This is a genomic window from Streptomyces sp. NPDC002698, assembly GCF_042888945.1.
Lineage (GTDB): Bacteria > Actinomycetota > Actinomycetes > Streptomycetales > Streptomycetaceae > Streptomyces.
Map to the genome: position 1 here is coordinate 1 of NZ_JBIAQM010000036.1, position 18,860 is coordinate 18,860.

General features: G+C 69.0%; 20 protein-coding genes. 10 read left to right on the plus strand and 10 right to left on the minus strand.

Going from position 1 to position 18,860, the window contains the following annotated elements; genetic code table 11:
• Positions 1 to 219 precede the first annotated feature (219 nt).
• Positions 220 to 1,734, plus strand: a complete 1,515-nt coding sequence (locus ACFYW9_RS33470) for a glycosyltransferase family 87 protein (protein WP_389158418.1) — start codon at positions 220 to 222, stop codon at positions 1,732 to 1,734.
• A gap of 89 nt (positions 1,735 to 1,823) precedes the next feature.
• Here ACFYW9_RS33470 and ACFYW9_RS33475 read toward each other — a convergent pair whose 3' ends face one another.
• The 3 genes from ACFYW9_RS33475 to ACFYW9_RS33485 form a co-directional block, all read right to left on the minus strand.
• Positions 1,824 to 2,855, minus strand: a complete 1,032-nt coding sequence (locus ACFYW9_RS33475) for an alanine racemase (protein ID WP_328450517.1) — start codon at positions 2,853 to 2,855, stop codon at positions 1,824 to 1,826.
• A 158-nt stretch (positions 2,856 to 3,013) separates the two neighbouring features.
• On the minus strand, positions 3,014 to 4,135 hold the full coding sequence (femX, locus tag ACFYW9_RS33480) for a peptidoglycan bridge formation glycyltransferase FemX (protein ID WP_328450519.1): 1,122 nt from the start codon (positions 4,133 to 4,135) through the stop codon (positions 3,014 to 3,016).
• A gap of 163 nt (positions 4,136 to 4,298) precedes the next feature.
• Positions 4,299 to 4,610, minus strand: a complete 312-nt coding sequence (locus ACFYW9_RS33485) for a hypothetical protein (protein WP_326786772.1) — start codon at positions 4,608 to 4,610, stop codon at positions 4,299 to 4,301.
• 287 nt (positions 4,611 to 4,897) lie between these two features.
• Between ACFYW9_RS33485 and rpsF the strand changes: the two genes are divergently transcribed.
• From rpsF to rplI, 4 genes are all read left to right on the plus strand, one after another.
• Positions 4,898 to 5,188 carry a 30S ribosomal protein S6 gene (gene rpsF / locus ACFYW9_RS33490; protein WP_037615007.1) on the plus strand — a complete coding sequence of 97 codons (291 nt, stop codon included), beginning with the start codon at positions 4,898 to 4,900 and terminating at the stop codon, positions 5,186 to 5,188.
• 74 nt (positions 5,189 to 5,262) lie between these two features.
• Entirely contained in the window at positions 5,263 to 5,868 is a 606-nt protein-coding gene (locus ACFYW9_RS33495) for a single-stranded DNA-binding protein (protein WP_389158425.1), read from the plus strand.
• 57 nt (positions 5,869 to 5,925) lie between these two features.
• The gene (gene rpsR, locus ACFYW9_RS33500; RefSeq protein ID WP_003949403.1) at positions 5,926 to 6,162 is read left to right on the plus strand and encodes a 30S ribosomal protein S18; all 237 of its coding nucleotides are present in this window, start codon (positions 5,926 to 5,928) and stop codon (positions 6,160 to 6,162) included.
• 18 nt (positions 6,163 to 6,180) lie between these two features.
• Positions 6,181 to 6,627: a 50S ribosomal protein L9 gene (rplI, locus tag ACFYW9_RS33505; protein ID WP_326786774.1), complete on the plus strand. Its 447-nt coding sequence runs from the start codon at positions 6,181 to 6,183 to the stop codon at positions 6,625 to 6,627.
• Between the two features lie 201 nt (positions 6,628 to 6,828).
• Here the strand turns inward: rplI and ACFYW9_RS33510 are convergent, their stop codons facing one another.
• On the minus strand, positions 6,829 to 8,166 hold the full coding sequence (locus tag ACFYW9_RS33510) for an MATE family efflux transporter (protein ID WP_389158428.1): 1,338 nt from the start codon (positions 8,164 to 8,166) through the stop codon (positions 6,829 to 6,831).
• Positions 8,167 to 8,625: 459 nt separating this feature from the next.
• Here ACFYW9_RS33510 and dnaB point away from each other — a divergent pair, with 459 nt between their 5' ends.
• The gene (gene dnaB / locus ACFYW9_RS33515; protein WP_351869383.1) at positions 8,626 to 10,095 is read left to right on the plus strand and encodes a replicative DNA helicase; all 1,470 of its coding nucleotides are present in this window, start codon (positions 8,626 to 8,628) and stop codon (positions 10,093 to 10,095) included.
• 106 nt (positions 10,096 to 10,201) lie between these two features.
• Here dnaB and ACFYW9_RS33520 read toward each other — a convergent pair whose 3' ends face one another.
• The gene (locus ACFYW9_RS33520; protein WP_389158432.1) at positions 10,202 to 10,765 is read right to left on the minus strand and encodes a dihydrofolate reductase family protein; all 564 of its coding nucleotides are present in this window, start codon (positions 10,763 to 10,765) and stop codon (positions 10,202 to 10,204) included.
• Positions 10,766 to 11,113: 348 nt separating this feature from the next.
• Here ACFYW9_RS33520 and ACFYW9_RS33525 point away from each other — a divergent pair, with 348 nt between their 5' ends.
• A complete protein-coding gene (locus ACFYW9_RS33525; protein WP_389158435.1) occupies positions 11,114 to 12,499 on the plus strand; it encodes a serine hydrolase domain-containing protein in 1,386 nt (461 codons plus the stop codon).
• A 103-nt stretch (positions 12,500 to 12,602) separates the two neighbouring features.
• On the opposite strand, the gene ACFYW9_RS33530 is transcribed toward ACFYW9_RS33525, so the two are convergent.
• Both ACFYW9_RS33530 and ACFYW9_RS33535 read right to left on the minus strand, forming a co-directional pair.
• A complete protein-coding gene (locus ACFYW9_RS33530; protein WP_389158438.1) occupies positions 12,603 to 13,055 on the minus strand; it encodes a GNAT family N-acetyltransferase in 453 nt (150 codons plus the stop codon).
• A 9-nt stretch (positions 13,056 to 13,064) separates the two neighbouring features.
• Positions 13,065 to 13,553 (minus strand): MarR family winged helix-turn-helix transcriptional regulator, encoded by a 489-nt coding sequence (locus ACFYW9_RS33535; RefSeq protein ID WP_389158441.1) that lies wholly within the window; start codon positions 13,551 to 13,553, stop codon positions 13,065 to 13,067.
• 139 nt (positions 13,554 to 13,692) lie between these two features.
• Between ACFYW9_RS33535 and ACFYW9_RS33540 the strand changes: the two genes are divergently transcribed.
• A complete protein-coding gene (locus ACFYW9_RS33540) occupies positions 13,693 to 14,901 on the plus strand; it encodes an MFS transporter (protein ID WP_389158444.1) in 1,209 nt (402 codons plus the stop codon).
• A gap of 97 nt (positions 14,902 to 14,998) precedes the next feature.
• Positions 14,999 to 15,421 carry a heme-binding protein gene (locus ACFYW9_RS33545; protein WP_389158447.1) on the plus strand — a complete coding sequence of 141 codons (423 nt, stop codon included), beginning with the start codon at positions 14,999 to 15,001 and terminating at the stop codon, positions 15,419 to 15,421.
• 133 nt (positions 15,422 to 15,554) lie between these two features.
• On the opposite strand, the gene ACFYW9_RS33550 is transcribed toward ACFYW9_RS33545, so the two are convergent.
• Positions 15,555 to 16,421, minus strand: coding sequence for a GNAT family N-acetyltransferase (locus tag ACFYW9_RS33550; RefSeq protein ID WP_389158450.1), 867 nt, complete (start codon positions 16,419 to 16,421; stop codon positions 15,555 to 15,557).
• Positions 16,422 to 16,579: 158 nt separating this feature from the next.
• On the opposite strand from ACFYW9_RS33550, the gene ACFYW9_RS33555 reads away from it, so the two are divergent.
• The gene (locus ACFYW9_RS33555) at positions 16,580 to 17,212 is read left to right on the plus strand and encodes an HAD family hydrolase (protein ID WP_389158453.1); all 633 of its coding nucleotides are present in this window, start codon (positions 16,580 to 16,582) and stop codon (positions 17,210 to 17,212) included.
• A gap of 35 nt (positions 17,213 to 17,247) precedes the next feature.
• Here the strand turns inward: ACFYW9_RS33555 and ACFYW9_RS33560 are convergent, their stop codons facing one another.
• Together ACFYW9_RS33560 and ACFYW9_RS33565 are read right to left on the minus strand one after the other, a co-directional pair.
• The gene (locus ACFYW9_RS33560) at positions 17,248 to 17,730 is read right to left on the minus strand and encodes an NUDIX domain-containing protein (protein ID WP_389158456.1); all 483 of its coding nucleotides are present in this window, start codon (positions 17,728 to 17,730) and stop codon (positions 17,248 to 17,250) included.
• A gap of 183 nt (positions 17,731 to 17,913) precedes the next feature.
• On the minus strand, positions 17,914 to 18,819 hold the full coding sequence (locus ACFYW9_RS33565) for a LysR family transcriptional regulator (RefSeq protein WP_351869414.1): 906 nt from the start codon (positions 18,817 to 18,819) through the stop codon (positions 17,914 to 17,916).
• Positions 18,820 to 18,860 lie beyond the last annotated feature (41 nt).

Consider the following 18,860-nt stretch of genomic DNA (forward strand, 5'->3'; position numbering starts at 1 on the left):
CTGCCCCCAGCGCCTCGCTGCGCGCCCGCGGGCCCCCCCCCCCCCCCCCCCCCCCCCCCCCCCCCCCCCCCCCCCCCCCCCCCCCCCCCCCCCCCCGCGAAGCTGTTTCCGGCCCCTGGCCCCGTCGCGGGGCCCCGCTGCCCGGCCAGGTGGGCAGGAGCCCGTGAGCCGGACTTCAAAGGGTCGTCCCTGCTTCCGTTCTCAGGCACGTACGGCAGGATGTGCGGCATGCCCAGTGCAGAGACGACGCGAGCGAGCGTTCACGAGCCGGAGCTGGTGCGGCCGACCAGGGATGACGAGATCGCCGCCGGCGGCAGTGAGCTGATCGGCGGCCCCATCGGGCGGCGGGCCCTGCCCGGGACGTCCTGGTGGACACCCGTGCGGGTCGTCGCGCTGGCGATGATCGGCATGTTCGCCCTCGGTATGGTCCAGAAGCTGCCCTGCTACGACGGCGGCTGGTTCTTCGGCGCCAGTTCGCAGTACACGCACGCGTGCTACTCGGACATCCCGCACCTCTATCAGGGGCGAGGTTTCGCCGACGGCCTCGTGCCGTACTTCGACAAGATCCCCGGCGACATGGAGTACCTCGAGTACCCGGTGCTGACCGGCGTGTTCATGGAGGTCGCGGCCTGGCTCACCCCGGGCGGCGGGAGCATCCAGCACCAGGAAAAGATCTACTGGATGGTCAACGCCGGGATGCTGATGGCGTGCGCGGCCGTCATCGCCGTATGCACCGCGCGCACCCACCGCCGTCGCCCCTGGGACGGCCTCCTGGTCGCCCTGGCGCCCGCCTTCGCGCTCACGGCCACGATCAACTGGGATCTCCTCGCCGTGGCCCTGCTGGCCGCCGCGATGCTCATGTGGTCCCGCGGGCGCGTCCTGGCCTTCGGTGTCCTGATCGGGCTCGCCACCGCCGCCAAGTTCTACCCGTTCCTGCTCCTCGGGCCGCTCTTCCTGCTGTGCTGGCGCACCGGCAGATGGCGTGAGTTCGGTACGGCGCTGCTCGGTGCCGTCGGTGCCTGGCTGGCCGTGAACCTTCCCGTCATGTACCTCGCGCCCGAGGGGTGGGCGAAGTTCTACAGCTTCAGCCACGACCGCGGCGTCGACTTCGGTTCGGTCTTCCTGTTCCTCTCGCAGTGGCTGAAGATCGCGATCACGCCCGACACGGCCAACACCTGGGCGCTGGTCCTGATGGTGATCATCTGTGCGGGGCTGAGCGCCGTCACGCTCATGGCCCCCCGCCGCCCCCGCTTCGCCCAGCTCGCCTTCCTGATCGTCGCGGCCTTCATCCTCACGAACAAGGTCTACTCGCCGCAGTACGTGCTCTGGCTGGTCCCCCTCGCCGCGCTGGCCCGGCCACGCTGGCGGGACTTCCTGATCTGGCAGGCCTGCGAGGTCGGGTACTTCCTCGGCATCTGGATGTACCTCGCGTACACGACCAGCGGCGACGCCCACAAGGGTCTGCCGACCGACGGGTACCAGGTCGCCATCGCCGTCCACCTGCTGGGGACGCTGTACCTGTGCGCGGTGGTCGTGCGGGACATCTTCCTGCCGGAGCGCGACGTGGTGCGGCGCCAGGGCGACGACGACCCGTCGGGCGGGATTCTCGACGGCGCGGAGGACGTCTTCGTGCTCGGCCCGGCCGGGCATCCGGCGCGGCACGCGGCGCACTTCGACGCGGTCCCCCAGGCCGACTGGCGTGAGGACGCGGCACCCGGAGAGCGTTCGCTCTGAGCGAACGGGGCGGGGAAGGGTCACGCGAAAGGCCGTACACGGTGTCCGTGTACGGCCTTTCGTCGGTCCGGGACGCGCCCGGACCGGGGTCAGCGCTCGACGACGCGGTCGAACTGCGTGGTGGTGTGCCGCAGATGGGCCACCAGTTCGTCGCCCACCTTCGGTTCCGAGGCGTCGTGCGGCACGAAGAGGATCGAGACCTGCATGTGCGGGGGCTCGGCGAACCAGCGCTGCTTGCCCGCCCAGACGAACGGAGAAAGGTTCCGGTTGACCGTCGCGAGGCCGGCGCGTGCGACGCCCTTGGCGCGCGGCATGACGCCGTGCAGGGCCTTGGGGGCCTCCAGGCCCACCCCGTGCGAGGTACCGCCCGCGACGACCACGAGCCAGCCGTCCGAGGCGGCCTTCTGCTGCCGGTAGCCGAAACGGTCGCCCTTGGAGACGCGCGTGACGTCCAGGACCGCTCCGCGGTACTCCGTGGCCTCGTGGTCACCCAGCCACAGCCGCGTCCCGATGCGGGCGCGGAAGTGGGTCTGCGGGAACTGCCGCTGAAGCCGGGCGAGTTCCTCGGCCTTGAGGTGGCTGACGAACATCGTGTGCAGGGGCAGCCGGGCCGCGCGGAGGCGGTCCATCCAGCCGATGACCTCCTCGACGGCGTCCGAGCCGTCGGTGCGGTCCAGCGGCAGGTGGATCGCGAAGCCCTCCAGCCGGACGTTCTCGATGGCGGAGTGCAGATGCGGCAGGTCCTCCTCGCTCACGCCGTGCCGCTTCATCGAGGACATCACCTCGATGACGACACGGGCGCCCACGAGGCCGTACACGCCGTCGATGGACGACACGGAGCGGATGACGCGGTCGGGCAGTGGTACGGGCTCCTCGCCGCGCCTGAACGGCGTCAGGACCAGGAGATCGCCGCCGAACCAGTCCTTGATCCGGGCGGCCTCGTACGTGGTGCCGACGGCGAGGATGTCCGAGCCCAGGCGGGTGGCCTCGTCCGCGAGCCGTTCGTGGCCGAAGCCGTAGCCGTTGCCCTTGCAGACGGGGACGAGCCCCGGAAACTGCTCGGACACCTGCTTGTGGTGTGCCCGCCAGCGCGCGGTGTCGACGTAGAGCGTGAGCGCCATGGCCGGTCCCGGAACCTTTCTCGTGGCTGCCGTGTATCAGAGGTATGAAAAGGAATTGTCGCTGATCCGCCGGGCCGATGGGGCTGTCCCGGGCCGGTTCGGCGGCCCGGGATGCGATTCGGGGCCGATCGGCGGCCCAGGACGCGGTTCCGGACGGCTCAGCGGCGGGACATGTACATGTCGAGAGCCTTGTGGAGCAGCTTGTTGAGCGGGAAGTCCCACTCGCCGAGGTACTCGGCGGCCTCTCCGCCCGTGCCCACCTTGAACTGGATCAGGCCGAAGAGGTGATCGGTCTCGTCCAGCGAGTCGGAGATGCCGCGCAGGTCGTAGACCGTGGCTCCCAGGGCGTACGCGTCGCGCAGCATGCGCCACTGCATCGCGTTCGAGGGCCGGACCTCGCGCCCGATGTTGTCCGAGGCGCCGTAGGAGTACCAGACGTGCCCGCCGACGACGAGCATCGTCGCGGCCGAGAGGTTCACCCCGTTGTGACGCGCGAAGTAGAGCCGCATGCGGTTGGGGTCCTCGGTGTTGAGGGCCGTCCACATGCGCTGGAAGTACGAGAGGGGGCGGGGCCGGAAGTGGTCGCGGATCGCGGTGATCTCGTAGAGCCGCTGCCACTCCTCCAGGTCCTGGTAACCGCCCTGGACGACCTCGACGCCCGCCTTCTCGGCCTTCTTGATGTTGCGGCGCCACAGCTGGTTGAAGTTCCTGTGGACCTCTTCGAGGGAACGATTGGCCAGCGGCACCTGGAAGACGTAGCGGGGCTGGACGTCGCCGAAGCCGGCACCGCCGTCCTCGCCCTGCTGCCAGCCCATACGGCGCAGCTTGTCGGCGACCTCGAAGGCGCGCGGCTCGATGAAGTCGGCCTCGATGTCGCGCAGGCGCTTCACGTCCGGGTTCTGGATGCCGCCCTTGATGGACGTGGCCTCCCAGCGCCGGATGATCACCGGCGGGCCCATCTTCACGGAGAAGGCGCCCTGGTGCTTGAGGTGCGCGAGCATCGGCTGGAGCCAGTCGTCGAGGTTCGGCGCGAACCAGTTGATGACCGGGCCCTCGGGCAGGTAGGCGAGGTACCGCTTGATCTTGGGCAGCTGGCGGTACAGCACCAGGCCCGCGCCGACCATCTGGCCGGTCTTGTCGTCGAACCATCCGAGGCTCTCTGAGCGCCACTCGGCCTTCACGTCCGCCCATGCGGGGACCTGCATGTGGCTGGCCGCGGGCAGGCTCTGGATGTATGCCAGATGCTGCTCTCGGCTGATGGTCCTCAGGGTCAGGCTCATTCGGGGCGCTCCTCGGGCTGGTGTGTCCCCATGGGTACAAGGGCTCCGGCTCTCGCGCCGAAGCCTACTGCGCCCTGCGAGCGCCCCGAATGGCCGTATGGAACCTTGGCCCCGGGGGTGCGGTGCGAAGCGTCCCGAGGCCAGGGGAAAACGGACGTTCGACTCAGATCACACCGCCGAAGAGGCCGCCGTGGGCCAGGCCGAGGTAGAAACCGACGCCCGAGAGACCGAGTCCCACGATCAGTCCGAAGCGCTCCCGGGTCGTCTCGGAGATGAACTGACCGTAGGCGCCGGTGAGGATCCCGATCAGACCGGCCCATGAGCTGAGCAGATGGAGGCTGTGGAACATCGACGTGACGAAGGCCAGGACTCCGCACACCAGGGTCACCGCGAGCAGGGTGTCCTGGAGCGGATGCGGCTTGCCGTCCGTGGCGAAGAGTGAGCCGGTCGTGCTGGGACGCATTACCTGTGCCATAGGGCACCTCCTGCGGAAGGCGGCGCATCGTAGCGCCATACACACCCGATGTGTACAGATTGAGGGCCAACCCGGCCGGATTTCAACCGGAAGCAGGTGTGCAGGTAGTCTGTACCCTCTGCACCGGTGTCTGCCCAGGCTCAAGGCCAGGTCACGACAGGGATCGCCGCTCGGTTCACCGATCGGCGGGCCGATTGTCAGTGGCGGCCGATACCGTTGCGTACGCATCACAACCCTCCTGCCACGGAACGACCGTGGCCGCTGAGTCCAAAGGAGGTGGGTTCCACATGCGTCACTACGAAGTGATGGTCATCCTCGACCCCGATCTGGAGGAGCGCGCTGTCGCCCCTCTGATCGAGAACTTCCTCTCCGTCGTCCGTGAGGGCGCCGGAAAGGTGGAGAAGGTCGACACCTGGGGCCGTCGTCGTCTCTCGTACGAGATCAAGAAGAAGCCCGAGGGCATCTACTCGGTCATCGACCTGCAGGCCGAGCCTGCGGTCGTCAAGGAGCTCGACCGCCAGATGAACCTGAACGAGTCGGTCCTCCGGACCAAGGTCCTCCGTCCCGAGACCCACTGAGCTCTCCAGCTCAGCTGAACTCGGGCATCGAGTAGCACCAGCAGCCAGCAGCAAACCCGCCGAGAGGTTCCCCCATGGCAGGCGAGACCGTCATCACGGTCGTCGGCAATCTTGTCGACGACCCCGAGCTGCGCTTCACCCCTTCCGGTGCGGCGGTCGCGAAGTTCCGTGTCGCGTCCACCCCCCGCACCTTCGACCGTCAGACCAATGAGTGGAAGGACGGCGAGAGCCTGTTCCTGACCTGCTCGGTCTGGCGTCAGGCGGCGGAGAACGTCGCCGAGTCGCTCCAGCGCGGCATGCGCGTCATCGTGCAGGGCCGCTTGAAGCAGCGGTCCTACGAGGACAACCAGGGCGTCAAGCGCACGGTCTACGAACTGGACGTAGAGGAAGTCGGCGCCAGCCTGAAGAACGCCACGGCCAAGGTCACCAAGACCACGGGCCGCGGCGGACAGGGCGGCTACGGCGGCGGCCAGCAGGGCAGCGGCCAGCAGGGCGGCGGCTGGGGCGGAAGCTCCGGCGGTGCTCCGCAGGGCGGCGGTGCTCCGGCCGACGACCCCTGGGCGACCGGCGCTCCCGCCGGTGGCAACCAGGGCGGCGGCGGTGGCGGTGGCGGCTGGGGCGGAAGCTCCGGCGGCTCCGGCGGTTCCGGCGGCGGCTACTCGGACGAGCCCCCCTTCTAGGCCTCAGGGCCGAGGGTGGGCCGTACTCCCACTTCTTGATCACACAGGAGATACACCATGGCGAAGCCGCCTGTGCGCAAGCCGAAGAAGAAGGTCTGCGCGTTCTGCAAGGACAAGGTCACGTACGTGGACTACAAGGACACGAACATGCTGCGGAAGTTCATTTCCGACCGCGGCAAGATCCGTGCCCGCCGCGTGACCGGCAACTGCACGCAGCACCAGCGTGACGTCGCCACGGCTGTGAAGAACAGCCGTGAGATGGCGCTGCTGCCCTACACGTCCACCGCGCGATAAAGGAAGGGTGACCGACACATGAAGATCATCCTTACCCACGAGGTCTCCGGCCTCGGTGCCGCCGGCGAGGTCGTCGACGTCAAGGACGGCTACGCTCGCAACTACCTGATCCCGCGGAACTTCGCGATCCGCTGGACCAAGGGTGGCGAGAAGGACGTCGAGCAGATCCGTCGTGCTCGCAAGATCCACGAGATCGCGACCATCGAGCAGGCCAACGAGATCAAGGCCCGCCTCGAGGGTGTCAAGGTCCGTCTGGCCGTTCGCTCCGGCGACGCCGGTCGTCTCTTCGGTTCCGTCACCCAGGCCGACGTCGCTTCGGCGATCAAGGCTTCCGGTGGCCCCGAGGTCGACAAGCGCCGCATCGAGCTGGGCTCGCCCATCAAGACCCTGGGCGCCCACGAGACGTCCGTGCGTCTGCACCCCGAGGTTGCCGCCAAGGTCAGCATCGAGGTTGTCGCTGCCTGAGTGCAGCACTCGGCATAGCTGAGAGGAAGGGCCGCACCCCTCGGGTGCGGCCCTTCTGCTTTCCCTGAGAACTTGGCCGGAGGCGTTCCGTGGACGCTGGGCACCGTCGTTTCACGTGAAACCGGCGCCCGTGTTTCCCGTGAAACATCCGGTGCGTTTCCCGGGCGACGCCCGGTGCGTTCCGGAGCCGTCCGGCGTACGTCAGCGGGTCGCGCCCGTGACGATCCACCGGCCCGAGCGGGAGCGCAGCCACAGGGTCAGCATCCGCATCGTCATCATCAGCGTCATCGTTCCCCAGAGCGCGGTCAGCCCGCCGCCGAGGACGGGAACGAGCAGGGCGGCGGGGGTGAACACCGCCAGGGTGAGCAGCATGGCCCGGGCCAGATACGGTCCGTCCCCCGCGCCCATCAGTACTCCGTCCAGCACGAAGACGATCCCGCAGATCGGCTGGGAGACGGCCACCATCACCAGTGCGGGCAACGCCGCGTCCCGCACGCCGGAGTCGCCGCTGAACAGCGGAAGGAACAAGGGGCGAGCGGCGATGACCAGCAGACCGAGCACGAGCCCGGTGACGAGTCCCCACCGCACCATGCGGTGGCATGCCTCACGGGCACCACGGGTGTCGTCCGCACCGAGATAGCGCCCGATGATGGCCTGTCCCGCGATGGCGATGGCATCGAGCGCGAAGGCGAGCAGGCTCCACAGCGACAGGATGATCTGGTGTGCCGCCATGTCGGCGTCCCCGAGCCGGGCGGCGACCGCCGTGGCGATCAGGAGGATCGCCCGGAGCGACAGCGTCCGGACGAGCAGGGGGGTGCCGGCCTGGGCGCAGGCTCGTATGCCGGCGGCGTCCGGCCGCAGGGAGGCGCCGTGTCTGCGCGCTCCGCGGAGGACGACGTGGAGATAGACGGCGGCCATGCCGCACTGGGCGATGACCGTGCCCCAGGCGGACCCGGCGATGCCGAGGCCGGCGCCGTAGACGAGGACGGTATTGAGGACCGCGTTGGCGACGAACCCTCCGACGGCGACATACAGGGGGGTCTTCGTGTCCTGGAGCCCGCGCAGTATGCCGGTGGCGGCCAGCACGACGAGCATGGCGGGGATGCCGAACACCGAGATCCGCAGATAGGTCGTCGCGTACGGGGAGGCGGAGTCGGATGCGCCGAACAGCTCCATGAGGGAGGGTGCGGTGGGCAGGGCGACGACGATCACGGCCACGCCGATGAGCAGGGCGAGCCAGATGCCGTCCATGCCCTGGCGGATCGCGGCCCGAAGATCGCCGGCGCCGACCCTGCGGGCGACCGCGGCGGTCGTTGCGTAGGCGAGGAAGACGAAGACTCCGACGGCTGTCATGAGGAGGGCCGAGGCGACGCCGAGTCCGGCCAGCTGCGCGGTGCCGAGATGGCCGACGATGGCACTGTCGGCCAGCACGAAGAGAGGCTCGGCCACGAGCGCGCCGAACGCGGGAACGGCCAGTGCGACGATCTCTCGGTCGTGCCGGCGTCGGGCGGCCCTGGGTGCCGCGGGAGCCTGTGTCATGGGCATCAATCTAATCTTCCACAGGTAAGAGATGCAAAAGGCGAAAGACCCTTACCGTGGGGTGTGCGGGGTGTGTTCTGGCGCACTGTTCGAGGCGATCTTGATCCTGCTGGGGAAGTTTTTCTTCTGCACAGCCGGTGGATGGGGAAATGCCAGGTCAGAGCATGTTCTTCAGGATGCCTGAGGGCTTGTTCACAGGGCTGTCCACCGGGTCGTGCACAGGTTTCGCGGAGTTCTCCACAGCATCGGGGCCGTCGTCCACATGGCCTGTGGATAACCAGATTGGCTGACGGTGCCCGCGGGCCTAACGTGGTGCGGCGCCCCTTCTTCTCTCCGTCCTCGGAAAGCACGCAAAACCGACGCGCGGGATCCGGAGTCGGGCCGCTCACTTGTCAGTGCCGTGCCGTAGAAATTGATGGCACTGCTAGGTCCGCTCTGCGGACGGGAGGAGGTGGCTCGGTGACTATTTCCGAGCCCTTGGACGACCCCTGGGCGGACAGTGGGCCCAGTGATCGTCTGCCCTCGTCCCGCCGGCGCGGGAACGGCGGCCGAGGCCGCGACGAGCAGCACGACCGGGACAACGGGTCCTGGGAGAGCGGCGGTTCGGCCTTCGAGCGGGTGCCGCCGCAGGACCTCGACGCCGAGCAGTCCGTCCTCGGTGGCATGCTCCTGTCGAAGGACGCCATCGCCGACGTCGTCGAGGTGCTCAAGGGCCACGACTTCTACCGGCCGGCGCACGAGACGATCTACGGGGCGATCCTCGACCTGTACGCGAAGGGCGAGCCGGCCGACCCCATCACGGTCGCGGCCGAGCTCACCAAGCGCGGCGAGATCACCAAGGTCGGTGGCGCGCCGTATCTGCACACGCTGGTCCAGACGGTACCGACCGCCGCGAACGCCGAGTACTACGCGGAGATCGTGCACGAGCGCGCGGTCCTGCGCCGCCTGGTCGAGGCCGGAACGCGGATCACTCAGATGGGGTACGCGGCCGACGGTGACGTCGACGAGATCGTCAACAGCGCCCAGGCCGAGATCTACGCGGTCACCGAGCAGCGCACCACCGAGGACTACCTGCCGCTCGGCGACATCATGGAGGGCGCGCTCGACGAGATCGAGGCGATCGGATCGCGTTCGGGGGAGATGACCGGTGTACCGACCGGCTTCACCGACCTCGACTCGCTGACCAACGGTCTGCATCCCGGCCAGATGATCATCATCGCGGCCCGGCCCGCCATGGGTAAGTCGACGCTGGCCCTGGACTTCGCGCGGGCCTGCTCGATCAAGCACAACATGCCCAGCGTGATCTTCTCGCTCGAAATGGGCCGCAACGAGATCGCGATGCGCCTGCTGTCCGCCGAGGCGCGCGTGGCCCTGCATCACATGCGGTCCGGCACCATGACGGACGAGGACTGGACCCGGCTCGCCCGCCGTATGCCGGACGTCTCGGCCGCCCCCCTGTACATCGACGACTCCCCGAACCTGTCGATGATGGAGATCCGCGCCAAGTGCCGCCGCCTCAAGCAGCGCGCCGACCTCAAGCTCGTGGTCATCGACTACCTCCAGCTGATGCAGTCCGGCGGCAAGCGTTCCGAGAGCCGCCAGCAAGAGGTCTCCGACATGTCGCGAAACCTGAAGCTGCTGGCCAAGGAGCTGGAGCTGCCGGTCATCGCGCTGTCGCAGCTCAACCGTGGACCCGAGCAGCGTACGGACAAGAAGCCCATGGTCTCCGACCTGCGTGAGTCCGGGTCGATCGAGCAGGACGCGGACATGGTCATCCTGCTCCACCGCGAGGACGCGTACGAGAAGGAGTCCCCCCGCGCCGGCGAGGCCGACATCATCGTCGGCAAGCACCGTAACGGCCCGACGGCGACGATCACGGTGGCCTTCCAGGGTCACTACTCGCGCTTCGTGGACATGGCACAGACCTGATCGGGCGCCCTGTGGGGTCTCGCGGCCGATGTCGTCATTTCATGGGCCGTGTCGTACCGGTGTCGTACACGACGTCACCGTGGGACTGGCGCGTGGGTGTCGCTGCTCAGCGCCTCGTCTCGTACCTGGTCAGGAGCACGCCGTCGGGAAACGTCCGCGTCTCCACCAGGTTCAGGTTCGTCCAGCTGTCCAGCGAGGTGAAGAACGGCGTGCCGCCGCCCACCAGGACCGGCGCGGTGGCCAGCACGTACTCGTCGATCAGCCCGGCCCGCATGGCCGCTCCGGCGAGCGTCGCGCCGCCGATGTCCATCGGGCCGCCGTCCTCGGCCTTGAGCCGGGTGATCTCGGCGACCGCGTCGCCGGTGACCAGGCGGGTGTTCCAGTCGACCTTGTCGATCGTGGAGGAGAACACCACCTTCGACATGTCCCTCCAGCGGCGCGCGAACTCGATCTCCGCCGGGGTGGCGCCCGGTTGCTGGTCGCGGGTCGGCCAGTGGGGGCTCATCGTCTGCCACAGCTTGCGCCCGTACAGCGACAGGTCGGTCGCCCGCAACTGGTCGGACCAGAACTGGAACAGCTCGTCGCTCGGCACGCCCCAGCCGATGTCGTCACCGGGCGCGGCGATGTAGCCGTCCAGGGTCAGGTTCATGCCGTAGATCAGTTTCCGCATGGCGCCAGCCTTCCGCGAGTCGCTCTCACGCGTTCAGACCGGCGCGGCGCGGAAAACTCATCGGCGCGTGATCCGGGCTCGTCGGCGGCCCTCGTGCCCGGGGCTCGGCGCGATGTACTCGGCCGACTCGGACGAGCCGCCTGATCTCCGACCTCGCCCTCGTCCTCGCCCTCGCGAGAAATGCCATGGATCTGAGACTGATCATGGGTGACAAGGCCGTGGGACAACCAAGAACGCCCAGGTCACGCAAGATCGGCATGTCACGAGCGGCGAGACCCCGCACGCCCCACGGGGCAGCTTCGGTTCAATCCGCTCGACGTCCGGCGCCGCGGCGGGTGGACTGGTGCCATGACGACATCCCACGATGATCTGCTCCCCGGTACGCGCCGGGCCCTGCTGCACCGCATTGCCGTCGCACAGGGCGAGGGACGGGCTCCGTCACTCGTCGCTTCTGTGGTCCGGGGCGGGAAGGCGGTATGGCACGGGGCGCGGACCTCGGTGGCCGGTCACGGCCCGGACGAGAACGTGCAGTACCGGATCGGCTCCATCACCAAGACCTTCACCGCTGTTCTGGTGCTGCGGCTGCGCGACGAGGGCGTCCTGGACCTCGGTGACCCGCTGGAGAAGCATGTGCCGGGCACCGGTGCGGGGGAGGTCACCATCTCCCAACTGCTCGCCCACACCGGGGGGTTGGCCGCCGAGTCACCCGCGCCGTGGTGGGAGCGCACTTCCGGCTCCCTGCGTCCCGAACTGTCCGACGTGCTGGGTCGGCAGCCCTTCCGGCATCCGGTCGGACGCCGGCACCACTACTCGAACCCCGGCTACACGCTGCTCGGGGCACTGGTCGAGGAGTTGCGCGGCGCGCCCTGGGACGAAGTGCTGCGCCGCGAGATCCTCGAACCACTGGGCCTGCACCGTACGAGCGCTCGCCCGCAGGCGCCGCACGCGGGGGGATGGGCGGTCCACCCCTGGGCGGACGCCATGATGCCCGAACCGGCCGAGGACCTCGGGCGGATGGCTCCGGCCGGACAATTGTGGTCCACCACAGGGGACTTGGCCCGCTTCGCCGTCTTTCTCGCCCATGGTGACGATCGGGTGCTGAGCGCGGAGTCCGTCAGGGAGATGCGCGCGCCTGCCGCTCCGCCCGAGACCGCGGAGCTGGCGGCGGGGTCGTCGTACGGGCTTGCCCTGCAGATCCTGCACCGTGACGGCCGGACCCTCGTCGGGCATTCCGGTTCCCTGCCGGGTTTCCTCGCCGGACTGGTGATCAGCGTCGAGGACGACGTGGCGGCGGTGGTACTGGCCAACTGCACCTCGGGGCCGCCGGTGTTCACCGTGGCCGCCGATCTGGTGCGGATCGTCGCCGAGGCGGAGCCGCGAATCCCCGAACCCTGGCACCCGATGACCGAAGTGGACCAGAGCGCCTTGGAGTTGGCGGGTCAGTGGTACTGGGGGACTCAGGCATTCGGACTGCGGTTGCCTGCCGACGGAGGGCTGGTGCTGGGTCCGCTCTCGGGTGTCGGCCGGGGTGCCCGCTTCCGGGCGAACGGTGACGGGACGTGGACAGGACTCGACGGCTACTACGCGGGCGAGCTTCTGCGGCCCGTACGACGGCCCGACGGCTCCGTGAGCCATCTGGACCTCGGCTCGTTCGTGTTCACGCGGCAGCCGTACGACGAGGACGCTCCGGTGCCCGGTGGAGTGGACCCGGAAGGCTGGCGCGGAATCCAGTAGGCGCCGCCGGTGCGAGGCGGTCTGTTTCACGTGAAACGGGCCGCCTCGCGCTGTGGGGAACAGCCTTCAACGACGTGGCCGGCGTGCGGTCGTCGGCCTTGCCTCAGAGCGGGAGCTTGAAGCCGACGTGGGAAGCCTTGAAGCCGAGCCGCTCGTAGAAGCGGTGGGCGTCGGTGCGGGAGGCGTCGGATGTCAGCTGGACCAATCGGCAGTCCTGGCGGCGGGATTCCGCGACCGCCCACTCGATGAGCTTCGTCCCCAGACCGCTGCCGCGCTCGTCGGCGTGGATGCGTACGGCCTCGATGACCGAGCGGGTGGCCCCTCTGTGGGACAGCCCGGGAATCACGCTGAGCTGCAGGGTGCCGACGACACGGCCGTCGCGGACGGCGACGACCAGGTGCTGGTTCGGGTCCCGGCGCAGACGCTCCAGGGCGTCCAGGTACGGACTCAGGTCGTCGGGGGATTCCCGTCGGGCACCCAGTGGGTCGTCGGCCAGCATCGCGACGATGGCGGGCACGTCATCGGCGTCCGCGGCTCGTATCTCAAGATCTGCCATGCGCGCAGCCTACGAGGGCACGCCCAGGGAAGGCGCAGGGTGCGCGGGCGCGCCGGCCGACTCCACGACCCGGACCAGGGGGGCCAGGCCGGGGTTCTCGGCCGCCTCGTCGAGGGCCTCGCGCAGGGCGGCGTCATTGGTGGGCCGCGCCTCGGCGAGAAGCTTCAGTCCCGCGTCGCTGACATTCGTGTAGATGCCGCGCCGGTCGGTCGGGCAGAGGTAGCGGGCGAGCAGTCCGCGGTCCTCGAGGCGGGTGACCAGCCGCGTGGTGGCGCTCTGGCTGAGTACGACCGCGTCCGCGACCTGCTTCATCTGGAGATGGCCGCCTACGCCGTCGTGCTGTCGGCTGAGCACGTCGAGCAGGGAGTACTCGCGCACGCTGAGACCGTGCTCGGCCTGCAGGGCTCGCTCGATGTGGGCCTCGATCCTCCCGTGCAGCAGGGAGAGTGCGCACCATCCCTGGGAGAGGGCGGTGAGCGCGGGGTCCGTGGCTGTCATGGCGTTTCCTCCGTCCCGGAGCGGCTGGAACCAGGATAGAGCACAGGCGCAATAGCCCGCTGTTGCACATAGCCCGCGTCTGCAACTATTGTGAACGCAGGCAAAGCGCCCATGCAATCTTCTGGAAGGTGTACCCACCATGCCTCTCGCGCTTCTGGCCCTCGCGATCGGGGCCTTCGGAATCGGGACGACCGAGTTCGTGATCATGGGCGTCCTGCCCGAGGTCGCCGGAGACTTCGGGGTCTCCATCCCGACGGCCGGACTGCTGGTGACCGGCTATGCCCTGGGGGTGGTCATCGGTGCGCCGATCATGACCGCGCTCGGCACGAAGGTGTCCCGCAAGCGGATGCTCATGGTGCTCATAGGGCTGTTCGTCCTCGGCAATCTGATCTCCGCCGCGGCCCCGGCTTTCTGGCTGATGTTCGCGGGCCGGGTGGTCGCCTCCCTCGCGCACGGTGCCTTCTTCGGCATCGGGTCGGTGGCCGCCGCCGAGCTGGTCGCACCCGAGAAGAAGGCCGGCGCCATCGCGATGATGTTCAGCGGTCTCACGATCGCCAATGTCGTCGGTGTCCCGCTGGGCACGCTGATCGGGCAGTCCGCCGGCTGGCGCGTCACCTTCGCGGGAGTCGCCGGGCTCGGCGTCATCGGACTGCTGGGCATCGCCAAGCTGGTCCCGGAGATGCCGAAGCCCGAGGGCGTGCGTCTGCGCCATGAGCTGGCCGCCTTCAAGAACGTCCAGGTCCTGCTGGCGATGGCGATGACCGTGCTCGGATTCGGCGGCGTCTTCGCGGCCGTCACCTACATCGCGCCGATGATGACGCACGTCGCCGGCTTCGCCGACGGATCGGTCACCTGGCTGCTGGTCCTCTTCGGCCTCGGCATGGTCGGCGGGAACCTGATCGGCGGCAGGCTCGCCGACCGCGCGCTGATGCCGATGCTGTACGCCTCTCTGGGCGGCCTCGCCGTCGTGCTCGCCCTCTTCACCGTCACCGCGCACAACAAGATCCTGGCGGCCGTCACGATCGTTCTCATCGGCGCTCTGGGCTTCGCGACCGTGCCCCCTCTCCAGAAGCGCGTTCTCGACCAGGCGCACGGCGCCCCCACTCTGGCCTCGGCCGTGAACATCGGCGCCTTCAACCTCGGCAATGCCCTCGCGGCCTGGCTCGGCGGCGTCGTCATCGCCGCGGGCCTCGGTTACACCGCCCCCAACTGGGTCGGTGCGGTTCTCGCCGCCGGCGCGCTCGTCCTGGCCGTCCTCTCGGCCGCTCTGGAACGCCGTACGTCCCGCCCCGGTGTCGTGGTCGCCGGAGGCGTCCCCGCCGAACCGCGGACCGCCGTCCACCACTGACCGACCGGACCGCCGCGGGACCAGGACCGTTCCCGGGGCGGCTCGATCCAGCACGAACCCGACTCGACACAGAACACCCCCACAAGGAGAGACCCTGATGAGCACCACCACCGCCGTCGCCCCCCTGACCATCGAGGACGCCGAGATCCTCGTGGCCGCGGCCCGACGCGCCGCCGAAGCCGCCGGTGTCCGGATCAGCGCCACCGTTCTCGACGCGGGCGGCCACCTGCTCGCCTTCCGGCGCGACGACCAGGCCGTGCTGATCTCGGGAGAGACCAGCACACGCAAGGCCTACACGGCACTCCAGCTCGACTCGGCCACCGCCGATCTCGTCGACGCGGTGCAGCCCGGCGGTCTCTTCCACACCCTGCCCACCGCGCTGGACCGTCCCCTGCTGTTCATCGCGGGCGGCGTTCCGGTCCGCCGCGACGGCCGTCTGATCGGCGCGATCGGGGTCGGCGGCGGTATGCCCGACCAGGACCACGGCTTCGCCGCCGCCGCTGTCGAATCCCTCGTCTGACCCCACCGGCCGAGGCGATCGTCCGCCGGACGGCATCCGGTTGTGCCGGTCCCCCCACGCGCAGGGGGACCGGCACTCGGTGTTTCCTGAACCCTCGGATCTCTCGTCGGAGGTTCCGGCACCTTTCGGATCTCTAGCCGGCGGCCACGGTCAGCGGCGCGAAGCGGCGGGTCCAGTCACCGGGCAGTTCCGGGATCTTGTGCGTCATGACCGCGTTGAAGCCGACGGAGGCCAGCCCACGTTCCTTCAGCCAGCTCAGCAGGTCCTCGTGCCGCGTGTCGATGTCGGTGCGCAGGGGACGGCCGGTGTGGGCGGCGAGCGAGGAGACGAGTGCCTTCGCGGTCTTCGTGTCCCGGGCGATCAGAGGGCCCACGACGTGGGTGCTCATGTTGGGCCAGGCAGCCGCGTAGCCGACGATCCGGCCGTTCTCCTCGGCCACGCGCAGCTGGTCGGCGAAGGCGGGCAGCCGCGTGATCATGTGGGTGCGGTCGCTGCCGAAGACCTCCTCGTCCAGCCGCAGGACGGGGGCGAGATCCTCCGCCGTGGCCGGGCGGGTGAAGACCTCGGACTCGGAGCCGTCGGGCGTGAAGACTCCAGAAACCATCTCGGCCCGGCCGGTGACCTTGAATCCCAGTTCCTCGTAGAGCGGGCGCCCGTACTCGGTGGCGTGCAAGGCCAGCGGGGTCGTGCCCATCTCGTCGACGACGTGCCGCATCAGACGTCGGCCGACACCCTGGCGCGCGTATCGCTCGGCGACCAGGACCATGCCGATCGCGGCCAGTTCTGGACGCTCGCGCGGTCCGTAGTCCGTCACCACGCACGCGGTGACGAGACCGCCGGAGGGGTCGTCGATGCCGTAACCGGTCCCCCCGGCGAGCAACAGACCCCACTTGTGCTCCTCACGGGGCCAGCCCCGGTCCTCGGACAAGTCGGCGCAGGCGACGAGGTCGCGGGGCGTCAGACGGCGAATGGGCAGAGCGGTGAGGGAATGAGTCGACACGCAGGTCAGGCTGTCCGAGGTGGGGCTCTGCCGTCCACCGCTTTCCCGGCACTCCTAGCGGCTTTTGGCCATGCTCCGCATCACAGCGGTGCGTGACCGGGGGTTTCACGTGAAACCCCCGCCTCTGAAGGCCGGTTGCCCCAGTAGCCTCGACAGACATGGCGAGACTTCATCTCTTCGATCTCGACGGGACGCTGCTCCACGGCAGCACCGCGCCGTTGGAGATCTCCCGGCAACTCGGCCTGCAAGCCGAGACCATCGCGCTCGAAACGGCCATCTCCGAGGGCCGCATAGGTCCTCCGGAGTATGCGGCGCAGGTGCATGCTCTGTGGACGGATCTCACCGAGGCGCATGTGACGGCGGCTTTCGACGCTGCGCCATGGATGTCAGGGATCGAGGACGTCTGGAGGGAGATCCGGCGGAACGGCGACTACTGCGCCGTCATCTCGCTGTCGCCCTCCTTCTTCGTGGAGCGCCTGCTGTCGTGGGGAGCGCACGCGGCTCATGGCTCGCGCTTTCCGGCCGTGCCGTTCGTGGAGCCGTTGGACCCGGCGGGAGTTCTCAGCGCCGCGGCAAAGGTGCAGATCGCGGATCTGCTCTGTGCGGAGTTCGGGGTGAGCCGAGCCGACTGCGTCGCGTATGGCGACTCAGGCTCGGACAAGGATCTCTTCGGCGTCGTACCGGTGTCCGTCGCGGTCAACGCGAACCGGCATCTGCGCGGCCTCGCCACGCATTCCTACGTGGGACGGGACCTGGGTGCCGCCTATCAACTGGTCTGCCGTACCGGGTAACCGTGGGCGGCCGGCTCGCGCCGGTGCCTTCCGGGTCAGCCCAGGTCGGGTGCGTGCATGGCGCGTACGCCCTCGATGTTTCCGTCGAGGTAGTGCCTCAGCGACAGTGGTACGAGGTGGACGGAGGCGATGCCGACCCGGGTGAACGGGACGCGGACGATCTCGTACTCGCCGATGGGCTCGTCCACCTCGGGACCGTGCCGCAGCGACGGGTCCATGGACTCCAGTCGGCAGACGAAGAAGTGCTGGACCTTCACACCGGTCGCGCCGCCGTCGTCGCCGATGTGCTCGACCGTGTCGACGAAACAGGGCACCACATCGACGATCTTGGCGCCGAGTTCCTCGTGCACCTCACGATGGAGTGCCTCGACGACAGTCGTGTCCTCCGGTTCGACCCCGCCACCCGGTGTGAGCCAGTAGGGGTCGATGCCGGGCTTGGTGCGCTTGATCAAGATCAGGTCGTCACCGTCGAGCAGGACGGCACGTGCGGTGCGCTTGACCACGGGTCGGACGGTCATGGGAGAAATGTGGCCCGGCTGGTTCCACGTGAAACATCGTGCGGCCGCGATTCCGCGTGAAAGCCCCGAAGAATGTCCTGGACGCCGGGGAATCGGATCGACGGCCGTCGTTCGATCCGCTACGCCGTGGTCCTCGGCGGCAGGCGGATCTGATGTGGGTTCCGGCTCCCGTCCGTGCCCGCCTCAGCTCCAGTCGGATGCCGTTCGCAGCAGCCATTCGTGCGCTCGGGCGATGTGTGGCATCGCCAGCGTTCCGGTTCGTACGACCAGGAAGTATGTACGCAGCGGGGGTACCGCGGGGTCGAGGAGCGCCACGACGTCTCCGCGCTCGATGGCGTCGGAGCAAAGGTATTTGGGCAGGACGGCGAGCCCCGCACCGGCGGAAGCGCAGGCGAGGACCGCTCGGAGATCCGGGACGATCACCGTGCCGGAGGCGGCGGGGCGGCAGTCGAAGACCGAGGCCCAGTAGCGGGCGACGAGCGGCAACGACTCGTGGACCTCGACGATGGGGAAGTCCTCGAGAGCGTGGGCGCCCTTGCGGCGGAGTTTGCCCGGACCGATCTCGGCGGCCCAGCGCGGAGCGGCGACCAGGACATGCTCTTCGTCGCAGAGCGGAGTCGCGGTGAGAAGCGCGCCCCGTGGCTGGGCCGTCGTCATGGCCAGATCGTGATGTCCTGCGGCGAGCCCCTCCATCGTCTCCTCCGCGTTGCCGAAGGAGACGCGCAGGGCGAAGCCCTGGCCGTCGTCGCCGGTCAGTTCGGTGAGAGCGGGCAGCGCGCGTTCCGCGGTGAACTCGGGGGGTCCGGCGAGATGCAGCGTGCGAAGGGACGAGTCCTCGTCGAGGCCGGTCTCGGTGATCTCCACGAGGGCATCGAGATGTGGCGCCGCCTTGTGGGCGAGTTCGTCGCCGATGGTCGTGGGCGTCACCCCACGTGCCTGTCGCAGGAACAGGGGGCGCCCCAACTGGCGCTCCAGCGTGCGGATCTGCGATGTGACGGCCGGCTGGGACAGGCCGAGCAGTGCGGCGGCACGAGTGAAGGAACCGGCCCGGTGCACGGTCAGGAACGTGCGCAACAAGGCCAGGTCCATGGTGCGTGCCCTCCCTTTCAGCACCCCGCGCGAGCCCAACT

Bases quoted from the DNA above. Each gene is read 5' to 3' on its own strand.
- ACFYW9_RS33485 (WP_326786772.1), bottom strand. From the start codon at position 4,610: ATGGCACAGGTAATGCGTCCCAGCACGACCGGCTCACTCTTCGCCACG.
- rpsR (WP_003949403.1), top strand. From the start codon at position 5,926: ATGGCGAAGCCGCCTGTGCGCAAGCCGAAGAAGAAGGTCTGCGCGTTC.
- ACFYW9_RS33545 (WP_389158447.1), top strand. From the start codon at position 14,999: ATGAGCACCACCACCGCCGTCGCCCCCCTGACCATCGAGGACGCCGAG.
- ACFYW9_RS33470 (WP_389158418.1), top strand. From the start codon at position 220: ATGTGCGGCATGCCCAGTGCAGAGACGACGCGAGCGAGCGTTCACGAG.
- rpsF (WP_037615007.1), top strand. From the start codon at position 4,898: ATGCGTCACTACGAAGTGATGGTCATCCTCGACCCCGATCTGGAGGAG.
- ACFYW9_RS33520 (WP_389158432.1), bottom strand. From the start codon at position 10,765: ATGCGGAAACTGATCTACGGCATGAACCTGACCCTGGACGGCTACATC.
- ACFYW9_RS33535 (WP_389158441.1), bottom strand. From the start codon at position 13,553: ATGACAGCCACGGACCCCGCGCTCACCGCCCTCTCCCAGGGATGGTGC.
- ACFYW9_RS33530 (WP_389158438.1), bottom strand. From the start codon at position 13,055: ATGGCAGATCTTGAGATACGAGCCGCGGACGCCGATGACGTGCCCGCC.
- ACFYW9_RS33540 (WP_389158444.1), top strand. From the start codon at position 13,693: ATGCCTCTCGCGCTTCTGGCCCTCGCGATCGGGGCCTTCGGAATCGGG.
- ACFYW9_RS33555 (WP_389158453.1), top strand. From the start codon at position 16,580: ATGGCGAGACTTCATCTCTTCGATCTCGACGGGACGCTGCTCCACGGC.
- ACFYW9_RS33565 (WP_351869414.1), bottom strand. From the start codon at position 18,819: ATGGACCTGGCCTTGTTGCGCACGTTCCTGACCGTGCACCGGGCCGGT.
- ACFYW9_RS33560 (WP_389158456.1), bottom strand. From the start codon at position 17,730: ATGACCGTCCGACCCGTGGTCAAGCGCACCGCACGTGCCGTCCTGCTC.
- rplI (WP_326786774.1), top strand. From the start codon at position 6,181: ATGAAGATCATCCTTACCCACGAGGTCTCCGGCCTCGGTGCCGCCGGC.
- femX (WP_328450519.1), bottom strand. From the start codon at position 4,135: ATGAGCCTGACCCTGAGGACCATCAGCCGAGAGCAGCATCTGGCATAC.
- ACFYW9_RS33475 (WP_328450517.1), bottom strand. From the start codon at position 2,855: ATGGCGCTCACGCTCTACGTCGACACCGCGCGCTGGCGGGCACACCAC.
- ACFYW9_RS33495 (WP_389158425.1), top strand. From the start codon at position 5,263: ATGGCAGGCGAGACCGTCATCACGGTCGTCGGCAATCTTGTCGACGAC.
- ACFYW9_RS33525 (WP_389158435.1), top strand. From the start codon at position 11,114: ATGACGACATCCCACGATGATCTGCTCCCCGGTACGCGCCGGGCCCTG.
- ACFYW9_RS33510 (WP_389158428.1), bottom strand. From the start codon at position 8,166: ATGACACAGGCTCCCGCGGCACCCAGGGCCGCCCGACGCCGGCACGAC.